The organism is Candidatus Manganitrophus morganii (genome assembly GCA_021651055.1).
GTDB classification, from domain to species: Bacteria; Nitrospirota; Nitrospiria; order SBBL01; family Manganitrophaceae; genus Manganitrophus; species Manganitrophus morganii.
Genome location: JAJHOH010000001.1, coordinates 2,748,232 through 2,774,998, shown reverse-complemented (window position 1 = coordinate 2,774,998; position 26,767 = coordinate 2,748,232). Strand labels below are relative to the sequence as shown.

Genomic DNA, 26,767 nt, shown 5'->3' with positions numbered 1-26,767 from the left:
ATAGTTCAATTGCCTTAGGAGGAATCCATGTCCGACATCTATCGTGAGGGGCACCGGAAGTTGCAAGCGCAGTTCGACACCCGCCGGATGGCCGACCGGCTGGACGAAGCGGTCGTGAGAGACCGCTTCGATGAAGAGGATATCGAGTTCATTCAGGGGCTCGATATGTTCTTCCTGGCGACGGTCGATGACCGCGGGCATCCGACCTGCTCTTACAAAGCGGGGGAGCCGGGGTTCGTCCGGGTGGTCGATCCCCGCACGTTGGCCTTTCCGAACTATGACGGCAACGGGATGTATCTTTCAATGGGGAACATCGCCGCGACCCGGCAGGTCGGAATGCTCTTTATCGATTTCGAAAACCAAACCCGGATGCGGGTGCAGGGCGAGGCGACAATCGACGCGAACGATCCGCTGATGGCCGACTATCCTGAAGCGCAGTTCATCGTCCGGGTGAAGGCGCGCGAGGTCTTCCCGAACTGTCCCCGCTACATCCACCAGATGCACCGGGTGAAGCGCTCCGACTTCGTCCCCAAGGCCGGCTGCGAGACCCCCGTTCCCGGCTGGAAGACAAGAGAGTGGGTCAGCGACGTCCTCCCGGAGAAAGACCCCGCGCGAGATCCGTCCCGGAAAAAACAGGAGCGGTGACGAAGAGAGATGGCTGAAGTGGCTTATGGATTGTCTCTATCGAAATGAAAGCGATAAAGGTAAAGGTCCACGCCCTGAGGCCAAATCACTGCAGCAGTACCGGAGGCATTCATTTCCAAAGCGGGTCCAAGGGTGTATCCTCGAAGACTGGGAAGGAGTTCATTTTCTTCCCAGCCGGTTGTCTGGCGATATCGACTGATGCCAATCGTCTGACCGAAGGTCCATGTCGCAAGCACATTTCCGTCCTTATCCATTCTGACCTGAAAAGGCTCGAATCCGAATCCAAGGGTTTCTGGAGTCTGCCAACCCAACCCGGGATGGAAAAGGGAATAAACCAACGTAGAATTACCATGATCCCGCCACATCACAATCACATGCCCGCCTGGACTGACGGCGAGAGCGAACGGTAAAAAACCACCTGGAGTGGCCCCGCTCAATGCCTCACTCAGCTTCCAGCCGGTAGTCTGTTCATACCGGGCCGCCTTAATCCCAGAATCCTCTGTCCAGACGACAATCCCTCCGAAAGTATCCATGGCAACCCGATGTGACTGATTCGAAAGGGAGTTGGACAAAACCACTTCTGGCTGCCACCCCAGCCCTTTTTTGAAGAAAGACGCATAAAGGGAAGAATCCCGCCGAACCAGGATGGCATCCCCCTCTGAATTCATGGCTAAGGAGGCGGAGACAGCCGAACCTCTATTGGAGGGTGTGGACCAACCGGAACCGGAAATCTGTTCAGTAATAAAAATGCCGCTGCTATTCAACCAAGCGACAACGCCTTTACCATCCGGATCGACCTTCACATCGACTAAAGTCCCATTTGAGTCGACCGTCACTGTTTTCTTTTCTTGCCAGCCAGACCCAGGAAGATAAACTGAGCTGAAGACTCCCTGCGGACCAGACCATACAAGCAACGCCTGTCCCGCTTTGTTCATAGCAAATTTAAGATCATCGATTGAACCTTGGTCAGTATCCACCAAACCTGAATCCGACCAGACACTGTTCGATACATCATATCGGCTGCTGCGAAACTGGCCGGGCTCGGAGGGCCACCGCCGCCAAACAACCAGGATATTTCCAGCCTCATCGATACCGATCATTGATCCTCCGATGCCTTCTTCATCGAGAGCATCTAACGTTTGGATCGGGAGGACTTCAAGTATGATTTCGAGCGTGGCGTGGTCGGCTAATACCGTCAGTACCGTCGCGCCCGGAGTTAAGCCAAAGATAATACAATTTACTTCAGGCGTACTGGTGATGGTAGCAATCCTGGTGTCAGCGACGCTGCAGAGGATCGAGTCGGTTATTGGGCGATTCTCCTGGTTCGTATACCAGCCCGAAGCAAAGACCTGAAATTTCGCTCCGACCGCAATCTGAATTTTAGAATTTGGCAATGTAATATCAATTCGTTCCACCTCCGGCTCGGTGACAATAAGCAGTGTTGAAGCCACCACTCCCTGATAGAAGGCGGTGATGGTCGATGTTCCGATGCCACTACTGCGCAGAACACCTGGGCGGGCCGCAATAGGTTCGCTTAAGAAATCGGCCACGGGTTGCGAACTATCCGCATTCCAAATGACAAGCTGAGTCACATCCTCTGTTGTGCCATCTGAGTAAGTACCCACCGCCGAGAACAAAAGATGCCTACCCAACGGAACAGAGGGATTCTCCGGTTTTATAGAGAGCGCTTTGAGAGAACGCCCTGGTATGACGGGGGCACCGCCTCCCGACCCGCTGGAACCTGAGCTGCTGTCCGAATTCCCTGAGTCGGATTTTGATCCGGTTGCGACGAACTGAACAATAGAAATGGGGTTGTAATTTCCGCAACCTGATAAGCTTATTAAAAAAAACAGGACGATTGGAATAAAACGTTTCATGAAGTACTCCCGCGGCGACTAATCAGACGGGACTGTCTGGATATAAATTTCGTGATAATCCTCAAATACTTTTCTTCCAGAATTCCAAAGTTGAAAGTTGGATGCCCAGGCCATCGCGGCATTTCCAGCAGAATTCATCGCAAAGGGAATGCGAGTGGTGCCGCCACGTGGGATTGCGAGTGTCTCGTCGGGTTGCCATCCGTGGACATGGTCAAAGCGGCTTATTTTAACTTCCGGTCCCTCGGGCGATCCATAGGGCCAGACGATCACGGTATCCCCTTGACGATCAACTTCCAATTGACCAGGGATTGGAATCTCTATTGAGGCCGGCGCTTGCCAGCCCGAACCAACAAGGTAGCGATATGAACGATTACAGAGAAGAAGGACGTTTCCTTGCACATCGATTGCAACGCTTCCGACACACGGCATGAGATCATCCGACAACACCTCTGCCGGAGTCCAGCTTCCGTCCGCAAGCAGGCGGGAAGTCAGAATTTCATAGGAATGGACCCGTTGCCAAACAGCAATCGCCTCCCCGGACTCGTTCATCGCTGCGGTTGGATTGCTGGCAAAATCGAACGAATCTAATACAACCGGTACAGTCCAGCCTGTCCCCACTGTATAGGTTACTGCATACGGTCTATGGATGGGGGCATCAAAACCATCTCCCGAAACAATACCGGTGAATTTGTGCCAGACTAGAATGGCTTTTCCCGACTCGTTCATTGCTAGAACCGGGTAATAGCCAGATCCCCAATCCACCGGCGCGCTCCACCCTGAACCGGCATGGTACTCACTCGAGAAGATATTTGCGTCATCAGTCCACATGGCAATGCCGTTCCCTTCCGCGTCGTAACCAACCTCGAACGCACCCCCAAATTCGAAAGGGACAAGAGTTTTTTCCGAGACAGTCTCGAGTTCCTGCCACCCCTGCCCCGGCAGGTACTGGGTGCTGTAAATGCCATGTGCACCGGTTCCAACTAAAAGGATCGAGCCGTCCAGTGCCAGATCCATGACGAACGACTCCCATCCTCCTACCGGCTTCGCAGAGATCGTCGCCTGTGCAGACCAATTGCCATCTTCGGCGCGGCGCGACCAAAAAAGATCACCCGTTCCGTCAAACGGAACTCTGAAGACAACAACGGGAGCGCCCGTCTCATCCACGCCGATTTTCATCTCCGGGGTCCAGTGGGCCGCACGACTGCCGAAAGGAGTCAACGGCAGAACTTCTATCGTTGCATCAGCGGAAAATTCGGATGACGCGGAAAAGAGTGATAAAGTTGCCGTTCCAGCCGAGAGACCCTGAATACGGCAGTGTGACTCGCCGACTTCAATGATGATTGCCACCGTAGCGTCGGACAAGCGGCAGCTTATTGGAGTGGGATAATCGAAACTAAAATCTGTAAACCACCCGTTTGTTACGAAGTCATGGATGGATCCAACACCGATCCGTTGGTCCGTCGGAGAGACGGAGAACGCAATAAGCTCCGGCTCCCGGACCGTAAGGGAGGCGGCACCCGTCACACCTTGTAAAATTGCCTCAATTGTTCCGGTCCCAAGTTCCGTCCCTTTGGCTTCGCTTCCAGAGAAGTACCCAATCGAAGTCGGCGCTTCGATTCTCCATTGGACTAGGGAAGTAATCTCTTTGGTAGTGCCGTCAGAGTAGGCTCCCTGGGCCGAGTACATCTGTGATTTCCCTTTAGGAATTGAGGCCGTTGAAGGAGCCACCGTAATCGATTGAAGTTGAACTGGCGGAGGAAAAGAGGAAGGCGGAGGCGTATTGATTGGGGGGGTGCCGGCGCTCCCGGAATGTGAACCGCCGTCCGAATCTCCAGAGTCTGATTTTGATGCCGCGAGGAACTGAACGACAGCGACAGGATTATAGTTCCCGCAACCGGTAAGCCCGAGGGAGATAAGGAGAAGGATTGGAATGAGTCGTTTCATATATATAGAGCGTGTAGACCGCTTCAAGCCGGAGGAACCTCCGGAGCTTCTGCTTACTCAGAGATCATTCCGGGCGGCGCATAACCGAGAATGCCGAGGCTAAAAGTATCCCCGGCCCGATACTCCTCCACGCGGACCAGCCGGTCCCCTTCGTATTCGAGTTGGATCGCCCGGCGATCAACGCTCCCAAAGGAAAGGTAATTCAACAAATTAATAAATGATCCATCCAATCGGCGGTAGACCCAGTACGACCGCTCCCCGACGACATGGACCTTGTCCGGAACGCCATATTTCTCAATCGCCGTCTTTCGGGTGAGATCAAATGGGATCCCCGCCCGACCGCTTCTCAAAGGCGGCGACCCCATATGCGTGATGGAACAGCCAGCTTGTAAGAAAGCGACAAGGATCAGCATCGCGATGAAAAATTTCGAAGCGATCTGCCTCCCCTCCTATTCTGCGACGGCCCCCTGCGGGGCCAAAATGCCGTAGGAACTCCCAGCGGGAATAAAGCGGGCCGAGGTAAACTTACCGTCGGTGAGCTTGATCTCATATTCGTTTGCTTCCGTCCGTCCCCCCAGGAGGACGAACCAACCCTTTTTTGTTTTGTAAGCCAGGTACTCCGTGTTGTCGATCTGGATGTACTTGTCGGGCGGGCCGAGCATTTCAACGATCTGGCTCTTGGTGGCATCTGTCCCAAACGTCGGCTGGTGTTCTTGAAGATCCGCCCGGGCGTAGCCCCCGAAGGCACAGCCGCTGAACAACAAACCTAAAAGCGAAAAGACAGAGATTATTCTCCACATATCCAATCATGCTCCGTGGATGCGGGATGGAATCACTCCATTCCCGTGTAAGGAACCGCGCATTTACCAGAAAGGGATTATACGCAAGCCACAATATAATCGAATCGCCGAAAAAAGGTCAAGCAGAATAGTGGAAGGACAATCCATCTCCTGTCCCGTCGCGGAGATCATCGGTTGAAAAGCCCCTTCTATGAAATCCGAATATTGACTCTTTTAAAAGAGTTGACGTACACTGACGGGCGGAATGATCGGCAGATTCTTTTCCGATTCAAACAGGAGAATCCACCCCCATGCAGAGAGACCTTTGCAACCCCACAGCGCCGGCCGGCCGGCGTCTGTTTCCTTTTTCTTATTTGATCATCAGCTTTTTGATCGGATCACTGGCACTCGCCGGTTGTGGCGGGGGGGGCGGGGGTGGGAGCAACAATAATCCGCCGGTACCGACGACCGGGACCGCCTCCGGCAAGCTGACCATTCCCCCCGACAACACGGTGGAGGCGGAGCCGAACGATGATGTCGATCAGGCACAGCCGGCTTCCAATACGCTCACCGTTTCCGGAAACGCATCCGAAACGGACCCCCACGTCTTCGTTATTTCGCCCAACGATGTGCCGATCCCCGACCTATTCCGCCTCAACGCCTCAGAACCGGTCCGGATCACCCTCAGCATCGGGGCCAATGATCTCGACGTGAACGATCTTGATTTGGTCCTGATCGATGCCTCTGAAGAGACAATTGTCGAAGCCTCCGCCGGACTGATTTCGACGGAGTTGATCGAGATTACATCTCAGATGATACTAGACACAGGGGGAGATTTCCTGGTGGGGGTGGTCGCCTTTGCAGGCCAGAGCGCCTATGTCCTCGACTTTTCCTCCGTGGAGGGATTGTCGGCCGCATCGGAGCCGATTCCGCCCGGGGCCGAATTTGCTCCCGGCGAGATACTCGTGAAGCTAAAGGATGATCCATCGGGAGCCCGGCGAAAGAGCAATGGTTTCGCGGTCCGTCATGGCCTGACACCGAAGCGATCGCTTCCGCAGGAAGTCGAGTTAATGCAGGTGATCCCTCCCGCCCCGCGGTTACAAAAGGGCGCGGCGGGCTCAAAATCAAAATTCAGAACGGAGAAGAGCGAGGCGAATGAGCTGAAGGCGCTGATGATCGATACGATCTGGCGACTGCGAAGAGACCCCGACGTGGTCTACGCCGAACCCAATTTCATCCGGAAGCACTTCTTTACTCCCAATGACACACACTTCGGCAAGCAATGGCATTATGAATTGATCAACCTTCCCCAGGCATGGGACGTCACTCAGGGAAGCAGTAATGTCATCGTAGCGGTGCTTGATACCGGTGTGTTGGTCGGTCACCCGGACTTGAGTGCACGATTGATCTCTGGTTTCGATTTTGTCGATAACGATACGAACGCAAACGATGACGGCGATGATCCCCGGGGAGAAAGCAGCAGCTTTCATGGAACCCATGTGGCCGGCACCATCGGCGCTGAGACCCACAATAATTCGGGCGTAGCGGGGGTTACCCGGCAGACGCAGATCATGCCGCTCCGGGTTCTCGGCGAAGGAGGGGGAACCGATGCCGATATTGCGGAAGCGATCCTTCATGCCGCCGGCGGCGAAGATGAAAATGCTTCGAAGCTTGCCCACATTATCAATATGAGTCTCGGCGGTCAGGGCTTTAGCCAAACGATGCAGAATGCCATTAACAAGGCGAGGGAAAAAGGCGTCATCGTGGTGGCGGCGGCCGGCAACGAGAACACCAGCGCGCTTACTTCGCCCGCCGGTCTGGACGGGGTGATTTCGGTCTCGGCGGTCGATCTCAACGCAACAAAGGCTCCGTATTCCAACTTCGGATCGAGGGTGGACGTCGCGGCGCCCGGTGGGAACTCAGGAGCCGACTTAAACGGGGATGGCTTCCAGGATGGCGTCTTAAGCACGCAGGGAAACGACGCCGGCGAATTCGGCTTTCGGTTCCTCCAAGGAACATCGATGGCCGCTCCGCATGTCGCGGGGGTAATTGCATTGATGCTCGCCGTGAATCCTACTTTGACACCGACTGATATCGACCAGCTCCTCGCCGGGACCCACCCGGGTACCACCCAGCGGATTACGCGAGATCTCGGCGCCACCGGCCGGGATGATTTGTATGGCCACGGTCTCATCGATGCCGCCTTGGCGGTGCAGGCGGCGGGTGTAGTGCAAGGCGGAGGGACTCCTGCGACCGCCCCGATTCTCAGCGTCTCGACCACCTCGCTCGATTTCAACAATTACATCAACACGCTCCAAATCAATATCACCAATCCCGGAATCGGAACCCTCAACATCACCGAAATCACCGATGATGCCCCCTGGCTGACGGTCAGCCCGACGTCCGGAACGGCGCCGCTGACGGTGAACGCCGCCGTCGATCGAACAGGCCTTGCGGATGGGAACTATACCGCGACCATCACGATCACGTCAGATGCCCCACAAAACCCAACCGCGACGGTCACCGTGGAGATGACGGTCGGCGGAGAAACGTTGGGGAATGTCGGCACCGTCTTTGTTCTGGTAGTCGATGAAGCGTTCGAGACCGTGTCGGAGACCGCAACAAGCCGCGCGCAAAACTATACCTTCACCCTTCCGGAAACACCGCCCGGAACTTACACGATCGTGGCCGGGACCGACCGGGACGACGACGGCTTTATCTGCGACCTCGAAGACGCCTGCGGCTCTTTCCCGGAGCCGGTGACCGTGACGGCGGGAGAGGAGCGATCGGGGATCGAGATTCTGGTGGGAGATCTTGTCTCTCCCCAGCGCGCCAAGGCTGCGCCCGGCGGGACTCCCGGCAAAAAATTCAGGCGGCTTCAGTGAACAGGAACAGCACCACCCGCGGCCGGGGATTTTTTTGGCTCCTCTGGGCGGTCATCTTCGCCGTGAGCGCCTGCGCCGCTTCCAAGGTGAAATACAGCATTATCGACCAAGGGGTCCATTCCGGAAAGCAATCCCCTTCTCTTCAATTCGAGGTCGTCGACCGGGAAGCGCTGTTTGAGACGCTCTTCGCGGAAATCCATTCCGGCCGGCTTCCTCCGCCGTCTCCCCCCAAGATTGATTTCGAAAAGTCGCTCGTCGTTTTTGTCTCCACGGAAGAGAAGCCGTCGGCGGGATACCGGATCGTTGTCGATGAAGTGACCCGAGACGATGAGACCTTGCGTGTGAAAATCAGGGTAGAGGCGCCCCCCGCGGACCAATTCCAGGCGACCGTGATGACCCGGCCGTACGTCCTGATCAAAATCAAAACAGAGCCCGGGATTGAAAAGATCGCCCTGGTCGACGACAAAGGCAACGTGGTTCAGTCGCTCCCCATTCGGTAAGAATCAATCGATCATATGAGGGCGTTTTTGGAATGGATGTGTCCATTCCTCACTCCTAATTCTCAGATTCCTAATTGATCTACCCCCCCTCACTAAACATTTTCCTTGCGCATCTCACCCCCCGTGTGATACTCTGTGGGCAGTTTCAGAACCACGAGGCGGAATCCGCTTACATTATGATCCCTCCTCAAGAAGCGGGTTCATCCACCCTACCGATGGACTCTTACACTTCAAACGGTTCTTAAAACCAAGCAGAAATGAGCCGCCGCGGCGCGCCGCTTCTCTATATTCATTGAGGAGGAACGCCCCGCCGGGATTTTGCTTCCATGTGGGGACCGTGGTCCCTTATGATTAATCAGGAGAAAAACAGAATGTCATTTGAAGAAATGGGGCTCGCCCCCGAAATTGTTCGCGCCGTGAAATCGAGAGGTTATGAGAACCCCACACCGATTCAGATACAGGCCATCCCGATCATTATGATGGGGAAAGACCTCACCGGCTGCGCGCAGACCGGCACCGGGAAAACGGCCGGTTTTACCCTTCCGATCCTACACCGGCTGCGGGAAGGAAAATCGCCCTCGCTTCGGGCGCTGGTGCTGGTGCCGACGCGGGAGCTGGCGGCGCAGGTCGATGAGAGCATCCGGACCTACGGGCGCTTCCTTCGGCTCAAAAACGAGGTGATTTTCGGCGGGGTCGGCATCCGCCCGCAGAAAGACGCGCTCCGGCGGGGGATCGATATCCTCGTTGCCACCCCGGGACGGCTGCTCGATCACATGCGCCAGGGAACCGTCAACTTTAGAAATCTGGAAGTACTGGTGCTGGATGAGGCCGACCGGATGCTCGACATGGGATTCCTCCCCGATGTCCGGACGATCATCAAGGCCCTCCCGAAGCAGCGGCAGACCCTTTTCTTCTCGGCCACCCTTTCCGGAGAGGTGAAGAAGCTCGCCGATGAGATCTTAAACAATCCCCAACGGATCGAAGTGGCGCCGCAGGGAACCCCGGCGGAGGGGATTCGCCAGGTCGTCTACCCGGTCGATACCGGAAGAAAGCGCGACCTGTTGATTCATCTGATGGAGCTGGAGAAAATGAGCCAGGTCCTCGTCTTCACCCGGACGAAACACCGCGCCAACGATATCGCCTCCCATCTCACGAAGAAGGGGAAGAAGGTCGCCGCGCTTCACAGCGACAAGAGCCAGGGAGCGCGGACCCAGGCGCTGGAGCAATTCCGGCGCGGGGCGATTCAGGTCCTGGTGGCGACCAACATCGCCGCGCGCGGACTGGATGTAAAGGGGATCACCCACGTGGTGAATTATGAGCTGCCGGAGGCGCCGGAGGATTATGTCCACCGGATCGGGCGGACCGCCCGCGCCCAGGGAACGGGTGATGCGATCTCGCTGATGTCCCCCGCGGAGCGGGGAAGCCTGCGCGACATCGAACGGCTGATCGGGTCCAAAATCCCACAGGTTCTGGTGGCCGGATTCGAAGTGAAGGAAACCGCGGACAAATCGAAGCCGGCGGCGAAGAAGCCGTTTCAATCGCAGCGAAAAAAAGAAAACGGATGGAAAGAAAACGGCTTCAAGAAGCGGACGAAGCGGTGGTAAGCGGCCGCACGGACAACCGATCCCGGGGAGCGTAAAATTTAACTTGATTTCCCCGAAAGATCGGGATAAAATGCGGGCTTTTTGAAGGGGCCGGCTCCACGCCGCCTCCGAAATATCAAAGCAAGGAGACCGGAAGCATGGCAACATTGATTCGGAAGTACAAGTTACCGAGCGGCCAGATGAAAGAAGATCGGATCATCGATGACGATCGGATCGAGCGCTACCTCGGTATGTTCGACCGCAATGATTTAAAGCAGATTCAGGCGGGTCAAAAAGTGACGATCGATAAAGACGAGTGGCAGCTCCTCCCCTAACGCCCTCTCTCTTTCAATTTCTACTCATTCTCAAATGATCTCCGGCAGCGATGACGAACGACACTCTCTCGAATGGATGCGGCAACCGGATGTGGGCCTAGGAGTTGGGAGAAGCGCAACGGCCAGGGTGAAAACCCTGGCCGTTTTTATTTTACCGCTCCACTTGAACACGCACGCGCGTCGCATTCCTCGCAGCTTGCTGCGAAGGTTAGACGCGCGAATGTGCAGATGTATATAGATCGCGAAGCCTCCGCCCACATCGTTCGCGGAGCGAACCATACAAATAGAGTTTTTCCATCCTTTCGGGTCGAAGATTCCCCGCAGCTTGCTGCGGGGAGCTTCAATCAGCCCGAAATGGACCGGACCCGATAGTCGACATTGTCTCGAACCCATTTCCACAACCGCTCCTGCCCCGCCGGATCGACCACCTCCGGCTCCACCTGCTTGCTCCACCCTTTCATCACCTCTCCCTCTACCGCCCAGAGGCGAACCCGCTGCCGCGGGATCTCTTTTCTCCAGTTCTCCCCGACCTTCGGGCTGGCATACGCCAAGCGGATCGTCAGATTCCTCGAAAGGTATTCGAGCGGCGACAGGTCGATCTTCTCATAGAGCGACCCCGTTTCGCTCGCCGGCATCGGGGCGTCCGGAATCCCATCGCTGACGAGCATCACCGTGATGGGGGAGAGGGTCAGGTGGCGCTCCTTCGCAATCCGCGCCACCTGCTGGAAGAAGGGATTGAAATCGGTGAAGGAATCCATCGGGACGAACCAGGCCCGAAGCTGCTCCTCGATCTCCGGGATGCTCTTTCCGGTAAAGTCATGGATCGGATGAAAGGCTTTCGGCTCGGCGCTGTCCTTTCCGCCGATGGAACCGACGAAGAGCTCGCGCGGCGGCGCCAGTCCCCCCAGTTCGTTCAGATGCCCGTAAATATAATGGGCGAGAAAAGTCATGGCGTCATCATAATAACCCGACTGCTGAAACGAGCCGCTGACATCGACCCCGATGAACAACGCCTGCCGCGGCTTTCGCTCCGCGACCTGGGTGCTGCAAGCGGCCAGCGCCGCCGTAAGGGCCACCGCCCCCACCAGGGCTTTTAAAATAGCGTAGAGACGCATCTTCATCGTTCCGCCCTCTTCGGTTGGAGATGCAAGGTAAAGATCTCCTTGGTTGCCATCACCTCTTTGAGTCCTTTCAACGGCAGATTGAAAATCGGCCGCGAGGAGACCAGGATCAAGGCGAAGTTGAGCGCCGCCGCCATGACCTGGAGGACCGGAAGGGTCAGATACTCCAGAAGCTGATCGCTCTTCTCATGCAGCCAGCCGATCTCCCCCTTGAAATCCTGAACCGGGGCGCGCCACCAAAGCGCGGCTTCGGCCGCCGGCGGCGTCACCGCGCCGGCCTGCTCCGGGGTGATCATCGGCCTGCGGGAGATAAAGGCGAGCAGCGGCGGGGTGCCGAACTGGCCGAAGAGAAACCAGGTCATTCCGCGGATGCCGGCCCACCCGAAGACCGCGAGTGAAAGGGTAAAGACAATCCCCAACCGGAATTGCTCTCCGGTCTGCTGGGCGATCCAGGGGGTCACCGCGTCGACCAGCTCGCGGTAGAGGAACATCACCTCGAAGAACATCACGAAGATCTCCACCAGAACCATCTGAATGATAAATTTATACTCCCGCTTCTTCACGGCATCGACAAAAGCCTGGATGCAGGCAAAGCTTCCGAGAATCAACAGGAGGAGAAAAAGGTAGAGGGCCGCCCCCATCGATGCAGGAGGCTCCACGCCGACCAGATCGGCCAAAACCTCCGAGACGGTCGGGGTGAGCGTATACGTGAAGATGACCGCCTCCAGCAGACACCAGAAAATCAGCATGATAAAGGCGATCCAGGGGACCCCCGGCTGGAAGTAACTCTGGGTCATCTTTCCGGTCATGGTAAAAGGAAGAAGGAGAATCTGTTTGCCGCTCTCGACCAACAATTTGACCGCCAGCCGGGTCACCGCAAAGAGCCATCCGAGGATTACCCCCGTGACGCGGAAGAGCCCGATCCAATAGAGCCAGACCGCCCGGGCGGCATCCCACCAGGCCAGCAGCATCATGGAGATGAATTGAAGCCTTCCGGAGCGGAACGGAAGGGTGTAGAGCGACAGCTGCGTGCACCAGATCGCGGCGATCCAGAGCAACAGGGGGAAGAGGAGCAGGACGATCTTGGCCACGAGGATTCCATTCGAGGAAGACTCGAAGAAGAAATCGGCCAGCCACTGCTGCATCTGGGGAATCCACTCCAGAGGGCTGAGCAACATGATGACAAAATCCTGCCACTCCATCGGAGCCATCTCAATCAATCGTTCAAACATAATGCCTCCTTGCCTTTTTTGATTGCGTGCACCCTATCCTGAATCGGGCTACGCACAAGATAGCACCGGAAAGAACGCTGTCAAGAAAGATAAAATACCAATGTAGTCTGAATACAGAGAATCTGGAATTCATCGGGACGATTCATCTGTGCGCCGGCGGAAAAGGATGTAAGGGTGCACCATTCTTCAATGATCAGGAGGGTATGAGTCGAGAGAAAAAGGACCAGGATGAGGGAATTTCTCCGGTAAAGAGGAGAGCGAACGATCTACCTGTCGGCTATCGTCGCTTCAACTTCGCTTCAGCTTCGCGCTTCAGCTTCGATTGATGCGCCATACAGAAACCGGCGCTTTTTCGATCGAGGTCGTCCAGGGCGTTGGAGAAGGACATGACGCACTTCGGGTTCCCGCAATGCTCGAGCTGATAGGTATGCCCCAGCTCATGGACCGCCTCTTTGAGAACCCGCGTCCGGAAACGGAGATCCTCTTCGGGAAGCGCCTCCGTTTCCGGATGAAGGGAGGCGAGGGAGACCACGGCCACCCGGTCGACCGGATCGGCCTCGCCGAGGACCCGGTCCGATTCGGGATTGTAGAGATCGACATTGACGATGCCGAGCCGCCGCTCCGTCTCTTGCCGGTCTTCATCCTGCCGTTCCTCCTCAAGCCGGCGGAGGAAAAGCGACGAGCGGTATTGATTCCGGTTCCGGTCGAAAGCCCCTTCCGGGATCGGCTCGGCGGCGGAGAGCCGCACCTCCGTCCCGAAACGGAAGCCAAGTTCCTCCGTCAGAAAATCGAGCAGCGTTTTCGGAACATCGCCGAACGGCACGATTACGATCGAATGCACGGCCGCTCCTCCGAACTCAAAGGGTCACCCCCACCATGAAGAGCTCACTCTCCTGCGCCGGCTCCTCCCGGACCTTTGCCGCATCGCCGGCGTTGAGCGCTTGTCCGTTCAGAGAAACGGCCCCGGAGATAACGTAAAAGTAAATCCCGTCGCCCGGCTCCAATCGGTGATCGATCCGATCCCCGGCCGTCAGCGCGGCCGCATAGGCCTCGGCATTCTGCTCGATCGGAAGCGCCCCGGGAGAGCGGTTGGAGACCACCGGTAAAAATCGATGGAGCCGCTCCTCTTTCCGAATATGCCGCTGCTCCACATGGGGGGTTAACCCGCTCTTCCAGGGGAGAATCCAGACCTGGATGAAAGTCATCGGATTTTTGTCGGAATGATTGATCTCCGAATGCTCGACGCCGCTTCCCACCGTCGTATGCTGGACGTCTCCCGGCCAAAGGACACCGTCCTGGCCAAGGCTGTCGGCATGCTCGAACGCCCCCGCGACGCAATAGGTGATCACTTCGATATCTCGGTGGGGGTGCATCGGCCAGACGGCGCCGGGAATCAGCGTATCGACATTGAAGACCCGCAGCGTTCCGAACAATGTGTTTTCCGGGTCGACATAACCATCGAAGGAAAAGTGCCAATCGGCGGAGAACCACTCCTCCTCGACATGGAAGATCTCTTCTTTCCGTCGGAGTTGAATCATCGACTCCTCCATAAGGCGCGAGGTTCGGTCGGGGCGTGATTGATCACGCCCAACCTGAGGGCGCAATAAATTGCGCCCCTCCTAAAACAAACACCCCTCATTCCTCACTTTCCCAATCATGCCGCTTTCGGCTGATAGGTCACGACCCGGCCCCAGAGGCTCTTCGTTCCCCAGATCCCCGATCGGAGTGATTCGAGCTGGACGATCTGGCTGTGATCGACGAAGAGGTTCACATCCGGGCCGTAGTTCTTGATGTACCAGGCGAAGACCTCCGGGTCGGCCGCTTCGAACATCGGCTTCTCCAGCCCCAATGCGCGGACGATCTTGGCGACGACATCGGTCCGCCAGGTCGGGACATTTTCGGTAATCCCCTCCGACTCGATCATGATTTGATACGCCCCGGCGTCGATGAACCGCTGCGCCTGCATAATGGCCCACTCGGGATCGCGGGTCCCCTCCTCCTGAAGCTCCGCCGAAGCGGTCGCCCCGCCGGCGCCGAACTGAATCCCGACCTCCGGCTTCGCTTTAAGCCCCGCCTTCTGGACCTTCTCGACAAGACGGAGAAGATCGTCGGTCGGAACGACGATGAAACCGCTGGAGATCTCGACGATGTCGAACCCGAGCGCCTTGCACTCTTCGATATACCGGTCGACCGCCTGCGGGCCTTGAGTGAGAACATATTCGATGAAGCCGCCGGTGGAGACGACGACGTTGTGCGAATGGCACAGATCGAGAAGTTCTTTGACGGCCCGCCGGGGCATTAAGCTGAAAGAGCCCCCCGCGAACTTGAGCGCGTCGACATAGCTCCCCATCGTCTCCAAGACATCTTCAAGGTAGCGCTTCCCCATCGGCGTATAATAAGGACCGCGGATCTCGGTAATACCGCGCGTGCGCGGCTTTCCTGCGCGTTCGTTCATCCGGATAAACGAGAACGCCCGCTCCTCTTTTTTCGGCTGTGCTTGAGCCATCTCCTTCTCCTCCGCGACATAAAAGATTCTTTTTTTATTGTGCCATAGAAAGAGCGCGCGCTACAATCTCCCCAATCCGACCTATTGGAGAAAAGCGGCAGGGAGGCGTAAAATGAATCAAGTGAAGTCGACCATTCATTTAAAAAACACCGAGCAGAAGAAGAAAGCCGCTCAGCTCGTGGCTGAATTAAAAAAGCTCTATCCCGAGGCGAAGACGGTGCTCCGCCACGCCGATCCCTGGGAGCTTTACATCGCGGTGGTTCTCTCGGCGCAGACAACCGATAAAAAGGTCAATGAGGTGACCGAGCGGCTTTTCAAGAAATACAAAACGCTCGACGACTACGTGAATGCCGACCCGGAAGCGTTCGAGCGGGAGATCAAGTCGGTCAACTTCTACCGGAATAAAGCGAAGAGCATCCTAAGGGCGGCCAAAATCGTGAAGGAGCAGTTCGCCGGGAAGGTCCCGCGGACGATGGAGGCGCTCCGGACCCTCCCCGGTGCGGGGCGCAAGACGGCCAATGTGATCCAGGCGCAGGCCTACGGCGTGGCCGAGGGAATCGCGGTCGATACCCATGTCAAGCGCCTTGCCCGGCGGTGGGGGCTGACGAACGAGACCGACCCCGATAAGATCGAGCGGGATCTGATGGCGATTTTACCCGAAGAGGAATGGGTCCATTTCAATTTTCGCGTCGTCGATTATGGACGGGACTATTGCCCCGCGCGGCCTCATCCTCACGAGGCCTGCCCGCTGAGCCGGTTTGGTTAGGAGCCGATGCGTGGAAGAGTTCCTCCGGCTCGCTGCATAAGAGGACGGCGCCCGTCCAGAAATACCCTCCGGTGAAATTCCTGTTTTGAATATCCTTCCAACCAATCTGCGATCGCCATATAAAAATATTTTATTTAGTGGATGACAATTTCGATTTTGTATCTTATAATTTCAAACTTATAATCTGTGTCATGAGCATTGCAGCTGCAACTTTCACCCTCCACCTGCAGGGAGCTTCCAGAGAATGACCATCCGAAGGGGGATCGTTCTTCACCACGTCCGGCGCATTCTGGCGGAGGCGCTCTTTCTCACGGTGGTTCTGCTCCTGATCGAAAACCGGCCCCTCGCCTGGGGTCAAGAAGTCTCCCACGCCACAAATTCCCAAGACGCTCTCACGGAACTCAGTCTCGAAGAACTGATGAACGTGGAGATCGTCACCTACTCCAAAAGTCCGATCAAATGGTTCAATACCCCGGCGGCGATCTTTGTGATCACGCAGGAAGACATCCGCCGCTCCGGCGTCACCTCCGTTCCGGAGGCGCTGCGGATGGCCCCCGGCGTTCAGGTCGCCCGGATCAATGCAAATCAGTGGGCAATCGGGATCCGGGGATTCACCAGCCGGCTCTCCCGATCGATCCTGGTATTGATCGACGGGCGGAGCGTCTACAATCCCCTCTTTGCCGGCGTCTACTGGGAGGTGCAGGATCTGCTGCTGGAAGACATCGAACGGATCGAAGTGATCCGCGGGCCGGGGGGGGTCATCTGGGGGGCGAACGCGGTCAACGGGGTGATTAACATCATCACCAAACACTCAAAAGAGACCCAGGGGGGATTGGTCACGCTCGGAGCCGGGACGGAAGAGCGCGGCTTCGGCGGGGTTCGTTATGGAGGAAGGTCCGGCGAAGAGCTCCATTACCGGGTCTATGCAAAATACTTCGATCGGGATGCCGGCTTTCATCAAGACGGAGTCGATTTCGACGACTGGCGGATGGGCCAGGCGGGGTTTCGCACCGATCTCGATATAACGGACCGCGACGCCTTCACCCTCCAAGGAGATTTTTACACCGGGGAGGCGGGGCAGCGGACCACGTTCGGAATCTACACCCCCCCTTTCTCGCAAACGGTCTTAAGAGACGCCGATCTCTCCGGCGGGAATCTTTTGTTCCGCTGGGGCCACGTCCGGAGCGAGCGGTCCGACTGGACGTTGAAGGTCTATTATGATTATACGAACCGGGAAGAGGCGAACTTCGAGGAAGAGCGGCACACCCTCGATTTTGATTTTCAGCACCACCTTCGATTGATCAAAAGTCAGGCGCTGAATTGGGGGGCCGGCTACCGGCTTAACTCGGACGATACAAGCGGCGTCGAGACGGTGGAATTTATCCCCGCGGACCGGACCGATGCGATCTATAGCGCCTTCGTCCAGTACCAGATCGGTTTTATCGATGACCGGGTGGTTCTGACCCTCGGCTCCAAGTTCGAGCACAACGACTACAGCGGGTTCGAGCTCCAGCCGAGTGGAAGAGCGCTTTGGAAGCCGACCGAAACACAGGTGGTCTGGAGCGCCGTGACCCGGGCCGTCCGGACCCCGACCCGGCTGGAGCATGATTTGGCGCTCTCCGGCATCCTGGATCCGGCCACGAATACGTTTGGCCGCGTCCTTCCGAACGAGTCATTTGAATCGGAGACGATGATCGCCTATGAGCTCGGATATAGGGTTCAACCGCAGCCCCGGCTCTCTTTTACTTCGACCACATTCTATAACAAGTATGCGAACCTTTCGACCCTGGAGATGGGGGCCCCGTCATTCACCGAGGCGGCCCCTCCCGGCCCCGACAGGGTGATCGTCCCGTTTTTCTTCACCAATCAGATGGACGGTCATACCTACGGCGTGGAGTTGATGACCGACTGGCAGGCGAAGGAGTGGTGGCGGGTCAACTTCATCTACTCGTTCCTCCAAATCCACCTGAATGCGCAAGCCGGTTTTCCAACCCGGGAAAGCAGCGAAGCGGGAACGGAAGGGTCGAGCCCGCATCATCAGGCGGGGCTCCGCTCGATGATCGATTTGCCGGGGAACCTGGAGTTTGATTGGTTTCTCCGGTATGTCGACCGCCTTCCCGCCCAGGTAGTGAAGCGATATTATAACCTCGATCTCCGGCTCGGCTGGCATCCGACGGAGAAAGTGGAACTCTCGGTCGTCGGCCAAAACCTGCTCGATCAGCAGCATGCGGAATTCGCTCGGGGCGTCGTCGAAGTGCAACGCGGCGTTTATGCGAAAGTAACCGTTCAATGGGAATAAAGGGGGGAATGAAGCGGGGAATGAAGCGCCGATCACTCCTTCAGAGAATTTCAATCTTTATCTTATTGATCGCGATCAGTGTCGCATTTCCGCCGTTCGAGGCCACATCCCAGACGGCGACGGAATATCAGGTCAAGGCGGCGTTTCTGTATAACTTTGCCAAATTCGTCGATTGGCCTGAGGAGGCACTCTCGAATGATCCGGCCTTCGTGATCGGAATTCTGGGAGAGGATCCATTTGGAAGACTGATCGATGAAGCGGTTGCGGGAAAAACCGTTCGAGACAAGCCGATTCTCGTAAGAAGGTTTTCGAGGATCGAGGAGGCGGCCGGGGCCCATATTCTTTTTATCAGCGATTCGGAGGCGGGAAACGCCTCCCGGATCGTGAAGCAGTTGAGCCGGGCGCCGGTCTTGACCGTTAGCGATAGCGACCATTTCGCCGAGCGGGGGGGGATGGTCCAATTGGAAATGGAGCAGAACCGGGTCCGTTTCGCGATCAACGTCGCCGCGGTGGAGCGGGCCGGATTGAAGCCGAGCTCTCAGTTGTTGAAATTGGCCCGGATCGTGCCCGAGGGGGGGGCCTACCGGGAAGTCCCTTTTGATGTCGGCGTTTCGGATCATCCATCACCCGTTGCCGGCATTGTCCGTTTTAATTTCAGAAGCGGTTTTCGATTAACGAATAGCGATTTACGAATAACGTCTTTGGTTCCGGCGATGCCGGACTAGGAGGCGCTCTCTTTGACCCGTTCGAGCTGGTAGGGGAGGTAAACGGTAAAGGTCGATCCTTTTCCATATTCGCTCTCGACTTGAATCTCCCCTTGTAACAAATCGATCAGTTTTTTAACGATCGCCAACCCCAACCCCACCCCCCCGAACTCCCTGGTCGCGCTCGCATCGACCTGATGAAACGCATCGAATATTTTCGGAAGCTCTTCTCGTTTGATGCCGATTCCGGTGTCTTGGATTGAAAACGCAATTCCCCCTCTCTCCGGCCGGTCTTTCACCGAGATCGTCACCCCTCCTTTTTTCGTGAATTTCACGGCATTCGACAGGAAATTGATGGTGATCTGTTTGATTTTCTCTGCGTCGGATTGAATGACCGGAAAGGTCTCCGGGGGATGAAACCGGGCAAAAAGCAATTTTTTCTCAAAGAGCGGCTGCATTCCGGACAGAATGCCCTCAATGAGGGAGGGGATCTCGACCGGTCCGAGACGAATCGCCATTTTGCCCGATTCGATCCGGGAGAGATCGAGCACGTCATTCACCAGATTTAAAAGGTCATTTGCGTTTCGGACCACCCCTTCCAAGGGGGCTTTTTGATCCTGGCCGACGGCGCCGTAGGTCTCGTCCAGCAGCAGCGAGCTATAGCCGATAATGGCATTGATCGGCGTTCTCAGCTCATGGGAGACGTTCGAAACAAAGTCCGATTTGATCCGGCTCGCCTCCAGCGCTTGGATCGTCTTCTGCTTCAGCTCTTCTTCCGCTTCCCGCTGCTGCGTGATATCTTCCGCGATTCCGGCCATCCGGTAAACCCGGCCGGATCGATCGTGAATCGGGAAGCTGCGGTCTCGAATCCAACGGCTCGACCCATCGGGACGGATGACACGGTAGACAATATCGGTCCCCTCTCCGCGGGCTTGCCGCTCCAGAGAGGCCTTCATACGGGGCTGATCTTCCGGGTGAATCGCGTCTACAAAAGATTTCGGCTGCCGATAGAGGCTCTCGCAGCTTCTCCCCCAGATTTTTTCATAGGCGGGACTGATATAAAGCATCTCCTGTTTGAATGTATCGGACATCCAGAAGACTTGATGAATGTTCTCGGCAAGCTGGCGGAACCGGTTTTCAGACTCTTTTAATTGGACCTCGGCCTCTTTCCGCTCGGTGATGTCCGTGATCGTTCCGATGTAGCCCATCACCCCACCCGATTCGTTGCGCAGCGCAATGGCGCTGCCGTAAAGCCAGGTCACCTTTCCTTGCGGCGTTTGGAAGCGGTACTCGGAGGCAAACTCGCGCCCGGCCTTCGCGGCGTCGTACCATTCGTTAAAAACCCGCTCCTTGTCCTCGGGGTGCAACGCGCGCATCCAGCCTTCCCCCTTTGCCTCTTCCGGCGTCATCCCCGCCATGTCGCACCAGCGCCCGTTGACAAAAAGACAGTTCCCCTTGGGGTCGGTCTGAAAAATACCGACCGGCGCATGGCTGGTCAGGGTCCGAAACCGCAGCTCGCTCGCCCCCAGGGCCGCATCCCGGGTCTGGATCTCGTCGAGCATCTCATTGAATCCCTGCACCAGGAGGCCCAACTCGTCCTGGCCGTGCTTCTGCGCCCGGATCGTATAGTCTTTCCGGATGGAGATCGCTTTCGCCGTTTTGGCCAAATGTGAAATCGGCTCGGAAACGACCCGCTGAAACCGGGAGGCGAGCAACAGGGCGACGAAAGAGGCGGCCACGATCAGGCCCGCGGTCACCGCGGTGTATTGTCTGAGCGCCGAATAGAGATCTTCCAGATCGGATTGGATGTAAACCGTGCCGACCCGATCCTCTCCTAAAAAGATGGGGCGAAAAACGACCAGCGCGTTTCTCTCAAAACGGGAAAGGGCCGGTCCAACCGGGGGGGGCTGAAATCCTTCCGGCGCAGGATCCCTGACGTAGGTGGAAAAAACCCGGCCTTCTTTGGTGTAAATGGCGGCGGCAATGACGCGCGGATAGGCCGCCAAGGCCGCCAACGTCTCTTCCCCGGCCTTCGGGTCGTTGAAGGTCAACGCCGCCGTGCTGTTGGTGCCGATGACGGCCGCCAACGTGGAGAGATTATACGTCAAGCTCTGCCGTACTTTGAGGATCTGGTAGCTGATCGAAGCGATGCCGGCCAGCATCAAGACGATGCTGCTGGTCATCAGCGTTAGAAACATCAGCTTGGATTTAATGGACCGATCTTGAAACCGAAGCATTCGACTCCGAAAAATGATCTTCAGTCGTTTCGGGGCGTTTTCTGCATCACACGCCGGCCGGTTTTCCACGCATCGCAAAAACGGAGCAGCCGCTCCTTTGTCGACGACGCATTTTGTCCAGAGTAAGAAGATACCTGACTCTTTGAGGGTATTCAAGACCCTCTCGATTCCACCGGGAAAGTGAAATTAAAGGGATGACAAGGAATATCCAGTTATTGTATAATTCCCTTCCCCTGATCGGCGGGATGATCGCAGCGGTCATTTTCACAGTAGACGTAAAACCTCAGAAAGGGATAGTAATGCAAAACAGGATCGTTCTTCATTTTCAAGACGGAGAGGTCGTCAAGGGAAGCACCGGCGACTTCTCCCCGGAAAAACCTTGGTTCCACCTTACGAAGAAAACCTCGGGAGAAACAATCAAGGTTGACCCTTCGCGATTGAAGGGGATTTTCTTCGTGAAGTGCTTCGACGGAAATCCGACCTATAAAGAGCGGATCGATATGGAGCGGCCGGGGCTGGGTCGAAGAGTGATGGTCTGCTTCAAAGACGGGGAAAATCTCTTCGGCTACACCACGGGCGTCTCTCCCGGAAGAAAGGGATTCTTTCTCTTTTTCTCGGATCCGGAAAACAACAACGAGAAAGTCTTCGTCCTCACCGCCGCTACGGATGATGTGCTGTTAGGGTAGACCGTCTCTGAAAAGAGAAAAGAAGGATGGTAGCGGCGGAGGGCCTCGAACCCCCGACACGCGGATTATGATTCCGCTGCTCTACCAACTGAGCTACGCCGCCATTGGTTTCCAAGAAAAGACAAGCTCCGGTTATATCATTTTTCGCTTTGTGCGTCAATCTGGAAGTACATAAAGTTCAATTAGGAATTAAGAATTACGAATTAGGAATGAACGTCAAAAGAGTTGATTTTCAATTCCTAATTCCCACATTCCTCATTCGTAATTGTCATTTAAACGGGTAGTCGATCTTCATCGCCCGGCGGACTTGGCCCATCGTCTCCTGCGCGACGGCGCGGGCGCGCCGGGTTCCTTCCTTTAAAATCTCATCGATCGCCTTCTCGTCCTGGTCATACCTGGCGCGTTGCTCGCGAATCGGATCGAGAAAAGCGTTCAGCGCTTTTGCCAGCTTCTTTTTCACCTCGACGTCGCCGACCTTCCCTTGGACATAACGCTCCTTAAGATCGGCCACCTCTTCCCTGTCCGGGTTGAAGGCGTCGTGGTAGACGAAAACCGGGTTTCCTTCGATATGCCCCGGGTCGGTCGCGCGAAGACGGGTCGGATCGGTATACATCCGCATCACCTTCGCCTCGACCGCCTTCGCGTCGTCGGCCAGATAAATCGCGTTGCCGAGGCTCTTGCTCATCTTCGCCTGGCCGTCGATGCCGGGAAGCCGTGCAAATTCCCCCACCTTCGCCTGCGGCTCGACCAAAACCGGCGCATAAAGGGCGTTGAACCGCCGGACGATCTCCACCGTCTGCTCGATCATCGGAAGCTGGTCTTTTCCCACCGGCACCAGATCGGCGTTGAAGATCGTAATGTCGGCCGCCTGATGAACCGGGTAGACGAGGAATCCCGCCGGGAGATTCTGCTCGAACCCCTTCTGCTGCATCTCGTCTTTCACCGTCGGGTTGCGCTGAAGGCGCGCGACGGTCACCAGGTTGAGATAATAGACCGACAGCTCGGCGATCTCCGGAATCAACGACTGAATGAAAATCGTGCTTTTGCCCGGATCGATCCCGACTGCAAGATAATCTTTCGTCACCTCGCGGATGTTCTGCTGCAAGATCTCCGGATGCTCGAAGTGGTCTGTCAGCGCCTGGACGTCGGCGATCAAGATGAAGGTCTCATACTCCTCTTGAAGCTTCACCCGATTGACCAGGGAGCCGACGTAATGTCCCAGATGGAGCCGGCCGGTCGGCCGGTCCCCCGTTAAAATCCGTTTCTTTTGATTCATCCTTCCTCCCGTATTACCCGTTCGACCGGACCCTCAAACCGTTGGCGACAGGCCAAGCCCCTTGAACCCCTTCCCAGACGATCTCCGCCAGCAGCGGGTGGATGCCGAAGGGGTCGGCCATCCGGATGGAGAGGGCGGGATCGATCTCCCGGAATTTCTCCACTCTCAAACGAATCCCCTGCAACACTCTCCCGGTAAAAAGAACGCAAGGGAAGACAACGATCGACGTGATCCCCATCCCAAGACAACGGGCAAAGGCGTCCGGCATCGACGGCCAGGCCATCTCTGCGAAGCAGGGAAGAAAATGGACTTGAGGGAGCATCGGCCTTAACTTCGCCGCGAAGTGCTCGACCGCTTCGATCCCCCTGGAGTCGCTGCTCCCGTTCGCCACCAGAAGAAGGGCGGTCCGGTCCTCCTCCGCGGGAAGGGGACCGATCCGGATCTTCGCCAACTCCAGCAGTTTCGGGTGCCGGTGCATCGCCTCCCCGAAGTGGATCGGGACCGCTCGATGCCGCGTCCCCGCCTCGGATAAAAAGCGCGGTAAATCACTGGAAACATGGCGGCCGGGAAAAAGGAAAAGCGGGTAGACCCAGATCCGTGCCGCCCCCTCGGCCGCGGCGCGATCGATCGCCTCCGGGATCGACGGGGCGGTCAGCTCCAGATAGCCGGGGGAAACCCTCGGAAAACCGCTCCACTCCTTGAAGAAAGCGACAAAGCGCTCGAACTCCTCGACCGCCGCCGGATCGCGGCTTCCATGTCCCAGCAGAAGAATCGTGTCGGTCCGGGCATCCGGTTTGGCTCCCCCCATCATGCCCCCGCACTCTCCTTTAGCTTGCGAAGCCCCGCGCCCTCGTTGAGAACCTGCTCCGCCCGCTTCCACCCGTCCACAAGGGTCGGCGCCTCCCCCGCCGCGAGAAGGCCGGTCGCGGCGGTCAGCAGCACCCACTCCCGCACCGGTCCGACCTTTTCTCCGGCGAGAATCTTTTCAATCAGGCCCGCTTGCTCCTCCGGCTCCCCTCCCGGGATATCGCTCCGTTTGGCCCAGGAGAGGCCGAGTTCCGCGGCGGCGATCGAGAGCGCCGCCGCCTCCCCATTTATCGCAAGAAACCCCTTCGTCTCCGAGGTGATCGACGGCTCCGGCCCCCCCTCGACCCCTCGGACGATCAAGGTGCGACGGCTTCCATGCCGCTTCAATACCTCCAGGGTCTTCTCGAAATAAGGGGGATGCGAGATCCCGATGAGGTGCCGGCCGGAATCGGCCGGATCGACCATCCTGCAGACGGCGTTGAAGAGGGTCCGGACGCCGAGCTCGGTCCGCAGCAATTGGAAACGGTGAAGAGGGGGATTGAACTTGGCCACATCGAGATAGAGAAAGCCCTGCCGCTCTAAGATGGTCGATCCCTCCTGCGGGGTGAAATCGACGCAGATCCCGAGCGAGCGCAACACATCGGCCGCCCCCAGCCGTCCCGGGGCGCCGGAAAAGCCGTGCAGCAGGACCGGCCGTCCGGACGCCGCGATCAAAAATGCCGCCGGGATGATCGCATGGAAAAAAATTTTCTTCCCCGCATACACCGGGATATCGAGCGGAACCACTCCCCGCTTGAGCATCAACGGCTTATTGTAATCCCGGCAGACCTCGGTAAAGGCGCGCATCTCCTCATTCGTCTCATTCTTCACCCGCATCGCGATCAGAAGACCCCCCGCCTGGGCCGGCGTCGCCTCTCCGGAGAGAAGCAGCTGCGCCGCCTCGCGCGCCTCCTCGTAAGTCAGGTCTTGGGCCGCCTTCTCCCCCGCTCCGACTTTATGAACCAAATATTGCATCCGTCCCAGCATAATGCCCGTATTATGGAGAGAGATGAAAAGGGTGTCAAGGGAGAAACCCGTTAAAACACGGGAGGAGGGCGGGGGAGAAGTTGCTTGCAAGCCATCCGGCAAAAAGGTATCCTGTTTCTCAATGATATGACCGGAGGCCGCATGGAGAAAAAACTCGAATTAAATCTGACCGATCAGCTAAAAACCTCGGTCGTTCTGGCGACTCCCGAGGGATCGACCTCCCGGGCTGTCCTCCTCTGCCACGGTTTTATGTCGAGCAAGGAGAGCGAGACCAACCGGACCCTTACCCCCCGCCTTCTCTCCAAGCGGATCGCGGCCTGCCGGTTCGATTTCTTCGGCCACGGCGAAAGCGACGGCCCTTTCTCGCGCCTGACGCTGACCCAATGCCTGGAGCAGACTGAGGGGATGATCCGCTGGTTAAACGAAAACGGATATACGGAGGTCGGCCTGGTCGGATCGAGCTTCGGCGGATTGGTCGCCGTCCATACCGCCGCGAAACACCCGGCGCTCTTCGCCGTCGCCCTCAAATGCCCCGTCTCCGACTACCCGCCGATCTGGCGGGCGCAGCTGGGGGAGACCGGAATGAGCCATTGGAAGGAGAGCGGCATCCTCGCGATCGCCACCCCGCATGGAAAGGCCCGGCTCGATTATGCCTTCTATGAAGATCAATTGAAATACGACACCTACCGGGCGGCCGCGCAGATCAAACCTCCCACGCTGATCGTTCATGGCGAGGCCGACGAGTATGTCCCGTTCGATCAGAGCCTCCGCCTCTTCGACACCCTCCGGCTGCCGAACGACCAAAGAGAGATGGAGGCGATCCCCGGCGCCAACCATGAGTTCTCAAAACCGGAAGATTTCGAGCGGATGATCACCCGGATCGAGAAGTGGATCACGAAATAGCCGCGTTTCAGGCGGGCATCCTCTCCAACGTAGTTACTTTCCCCCCTTGTAGTCTCAATAGGCCTGGTGTAGAATCCGCTGCACAAACTTGAAAAAATGTTGCTGAATGACGCTGCGTCCCTGATCTTCCGGACAGCCTCATCTTCATGAAGGAGGAGAAATGCCGCACAAAGTCCTTGCGGTGGATGACAATATCGATACGATCCTCATTCTCTCCGCGGTGCTTGAAAGAGAGGGGTACGAGGTGATCACCGCAAAGGATGGGTTAGAGGCGGTAGAAAAGACCGAGCGTGATCTCCCCGCGCTGGTTCTGCTCGATCTGATGATGCCGAAGATGAACGGCTTTGAAGTCTGCCGGGCGATCCGGGGAAATCCAAAAACCAACCACATCCCGATTCTGATGCTCACGGCGAAAACCGACCCTTTTTCGCGGGAACAAGGACTGGCCCTCGGCGCCAACGAGTATCTCACCAAGCCGCTGAACCCAAAGGAGATCCTCACGAAAATCAGAAAACTCCTCCCGACCGAACCGCCCCCTCCCCCTCCGGGAGCGCTCACCGCCTCTTTGACGGGAGTGATCGCGCTGATTGGGGAATCGATCCGCACATGGGCCGCCTTTCTCGCATTCCGCTCCGCGCCGGCGAAATAAAGCGTTG

At 57.0% G+C, this 26,767-nt stretch carries 24 protein-coding genes and 1 tRNA gene; 11 read left to right on the top strand and 14 right to left on the bottom strand.

The features are described from left to right. Positions 1-27: 27 nt before the first annotated feature. On the top strand, positions 28-645 hold the full coding sequence (locus MCM46_12815; protein ID MCG3112689.1) for a pyridoxamine 5'-phosphate oxidase family protein: 618 nt from the start codon (positions 28-30) through the stop codon (positions 643-645). A gap of 23 nt (positions 646-668) precedes the next feature. Here the strand turns inward: MCM46_12815 and MCM46_12810 are convergent, their stop codons facing one another. From MCM46_12810 to MCM46_12795, 4 genes are all read right to left on the bottom strand, one after another. Continuing rightward, positions 669-2,522, bottom strand: coding sequence for a hypothetical protein (locus MCM46_12810; protein MCG3112688.1), 1,854 nt, complete (start codon positions 2,520-2,522; stop codon positions 669-671). Positions 2,523-2,540: 18 nt separating this feature from the next. Next, positions 2,541-4,208, bottom strand: a complete 1,668-nt coding sequence (locus MCM46_12805; GenBank protein MCG3112687.1) for a hypothetical protein — start codon at positions 4,206-4,208, stop codon at positions 2,541-2,543. 311 nt (positions 4,209-4,519) lie between these two features. Then, on the bottom strand, positions 4,520-4,816 hold the full coding sequence (locus MCM46_12800) for a hypothetical protein (GenBank protein MCG3112686.1): 297 nt from the start codon (positions 4,814-4,816) through the stop codon (positions 4,520-4,522). A gap of 99 nt (positions 4,817-4,915) precedes the next feature. Next, positions 4,916-5,266 carry a hypothetical protein gene (locus MCM46_12795; GenBank protein ID MCG3112685.1) on the bottom strand — a complete coding sequence of 117 codons (351 nt, stop codon included), beginning with the start codon at positions 5,264-5,266 and terminating at the stop codon, positions 4,916-4,918. 290 nt (positions 5,267-5,556) lie between these two features. On the opposite strand from MCM46_12795, the gene MCM46_12790 reads away from it, so the two are divergent. From MCM46_12790 to MCM46_12775, 4 genes are all read left to right on the top strand, one after another. Further along, the gene (locus MCM46_12790; protein MCG3112684.1) at positions 5,557-8,130 is read left to right on the top strand and encodes a S8 family serine peptidase; all 2,574 of its coding nucleotides are present in this window, start codon (positions 5,557-5,559) and stop codon (positions 8,128-8,130) included. After that, entirely contained in the window at positions 8,127-8,630 is a 504-nt protein-coding gene (locus MCM46_12785) for a protease complex subunit PrcB family protein (GenBank protein MCG3112683.1), read from the top strand. The genes MCM46_12790 and MCM46_12785 overlap by 4 nt, the downstream gene beginning before the upstream one ends. Before the next feature lie 371 nt (positions 8,631-9,001). Then, positions 9,002-10,234, top strand: a complete 1,233-nt coding sequence (locus MCM46_12780; protein MCG3112682.1) for a DEAD/DEAH box helicase — start codon at positions 9,002-9,004, stop codon at positions 10,232-10,234. Positions 10,235-10,371: 137 nt separating this feature from the next. After that, a complete protein-coding gene (locus MCM46_12775) occupies positions 10,372-10,548 on the top strand; it encodes a hypothetical protein (protein MCG3112681.1) in 177 nt (58 codons plus the stop codon). Positions 10,549-10,892: 344 nt separating this feature from the next. Here MCM46_12775 and MCM46_12770 read toward each other — a convergent pair whose 3' ends face one another. The 5 genes from MCM46_12770 to MCM46_12750 form a co-directional block, all read right to left on the bottom strand. Next, entirely contained in the window at positions 10,893-11,669 is a 777-nt protein-coding gene (locus MCM46_12770) for a hypothetical protein (protein MCG3112680.1), read from the bottom strand. After that, the gene (locus MCM46_12765) at positions 11,666-12,901 is read right to left on the bottom strand and encodes a hypothetical protein (GenBank protein MCG3112679.1); all 1,236 of its coding nucleotides are present in this window, start codon (positions 12,899-12,901) and stop codon (positions 11,666-11,668) included. The genes MCM46_12770 and MCM46_12765 overlap by 4 nt, the downstream gene beginning before the upstream one ends. Positions 12,902-13,178: 277 nt before the next feature. Beyond that, positions 13,179-13,742, bottom strand: a complete 564-nt coding sequence (locus MCM46_12760; protein ID MCG3112678.1) for an archaemetzincin family Zn-dependent metalloprotease — start codon at positions 13,740-13,742, stop codon at positions 13,179-13,181. Between the two features lie 16 nt (positions 13,743-13,758). After that, complete coding sequence (locus tag MCM46_12755) at positions 13,759-14,439, bottom strand: pirin family protein (GenBank protein ID MCG3112677.1); 681 nt, start codon at positions 14,437-14,439, stop codon at positions 13,759-13,761. Between the two features lie 116 nt (positions 14,440-14,555). Next, the gene (locus MCM46_12750; protein ID MCG3112676.1) at positions 14,556-15,407 is read right to left on the bottom strand and encodes a phosphosulfolactate synthase; all 852 of its coding nucleotides are present in this window, start codon (positions 15,405-15,407) and stop codon (positions 14,556-14,558) included. Positions 15,408-15,519: 112 nt separating this feature from the next. On the opposite strand from MCM46_12750, the gene nth reads away from it, so the two are divergent. The 3 genes from nth (at position 15,520) to MCM46_12735 (ending at position 19,197) form a co-directional block, all read left to right on the top strand. Then, on the top strand, positions 15,520-16,173 hold the full coding sequence (gene nth / locus MCM46_12745) for an endonuclease III (GenBank protein MCG3112675.1): 654 nt from the start codon (positions 15,520-15,522) through the stop codon (positions 16,171-16,173). Positions 16,174-16,417: 244 nt separating this feature from the next. Next, positions 16,418-18,472: a TonB-dependent receptor gene (locus MCM46_12740; GenBank protein ID MCG3112674.1), complete on the top strand. Its 2,055-nt coding sequence runs from the start codon at positions 16,418-16,420 to the stop codon at positions 18,470-18,472. A gap of 20 nt (positions 18,473-18,492) precedes the next feature. Continuing rightward, the gene (locus tag MCM46_12735) at positions 18,493-19,197 is read left to right on the top strand and encodes a YfiR family protein (protein ID MCG3112673.1); all 705 of its coding nucleotides are present in this window, start codon (positions 18,493-18,495) and stop codon (positions 19,195-19,197) included. Here the strand turns inward: MCM46_12735 and MCM46_12730 are convergent. Further along, positions 19,194-21,413, bottom strand: coding sequence for a PAS domain-containing protein (locus tag MCM46_12730; GenBank protein ID MCG3112672.1), 2,220 nt, complete (start codon positions 21,411-21,413; stop codon positions 19,194-19,196). The genes MCM46_12735 and MCM46_12730 overlap by 4 nt on opposite strands. A gap of 299 nt (positions 21,414-21,712) precedes the next feature. Between MCM46_12730 and MCM46_12725 the strand changes: the two genes are divergently transcribed. After that, on the top strand, positions 21,713-22,099 hold the full coding sequence (locus MCM46_12725) for a hypothetical protein (GenBank protein ID MCG3112671.1): 387 nt from the start codon (positions 21,713-21,715) through the stop codon (positions 22,097-22,099). A gap of 27 nt (positions 22,100-22,126) precedes the next feature. Here MCM46_12725 and MCM46_12720 read toward each other — a convergent pair. From MCM46_12720 to MCM46_12705, 4 genes are all read right to left on the bottom strand, one after another. Continuing rightward, positions 22,127-22,202: transfer RNA gene (locus tag MCM46_12720), tRNA-Met, on the bottom strand. Between the two features lie 165 nt (positions 22,203-22,367). Then, positions 22,368-23,375: a tryptophan--tRNA ligase gene (trpS, locus tag MCM46_12715; GenBank protein ID MCG3112670.1), complete on the bottom strand. Its 1,008-nt coding sequence runs from the start codon at positions 23,373-23,375 to the stop codon at positions 22,368-22,370. A 13-nt stretch (positions 23,376-23,388) separates the two neighbouring features. Continuing rightward, on the bottom strand, positions 23,389-24,186 hold the full coding sequence (locus MCM46_12710; protein ID MCG3112669.1) for a sirohydrochlorin chelatase: 798 nt from the start codon (positions 24,184-24,186) through the stop codon (positions 23,389-23,391). Next, a complete protein-coding gene (locus MCM46_12705; protein MCG3112668.1) occupies positions 24,183-25,187 on the bottom strand; it encodes an anthranilate phosphoribosyltransferase in 1,005 nt (334 codons plus the stop codon). Before MCM46_12705 ends, MCM46_12710 begins: the two co-directional genes overlap by 4 nt. Before the next feature lie 162 nt (positions 25,188-25,349). On the opposite strand from MCM46_12705, the gene MCM46_12700 reads away from it, so the two are divergent. Both MCM46_12700 and MCM46_12695 read left to right on the top strand, forming a co-directional pair. Further along, positions 25,350-26,111 carry an alpha/beta fold hydrolase gene (locus tag MCM46_12700; protein ID MCG3112667.1) on the top strand — a complete coding sequence of 254 codons (762 nt, stop codon included), beginning with the start codon at positions 25,350-25,352 and terminating at the stop codon, positions 26,109-26,111. A gap of 160 nt (positions 26,112-26,271) precedes the next feature. Further along, complete coding sequence (locus MCM46_12695) at positions 26,272-26,760, top strand: response regulator (GenBank protein MCG3112666.1); 489 nt, start codon at positions 26,272-26,274, stop codon at positions 26,758-26,760. Positions 26,761-26,767 lie beyond the last annotated feature (7 nt).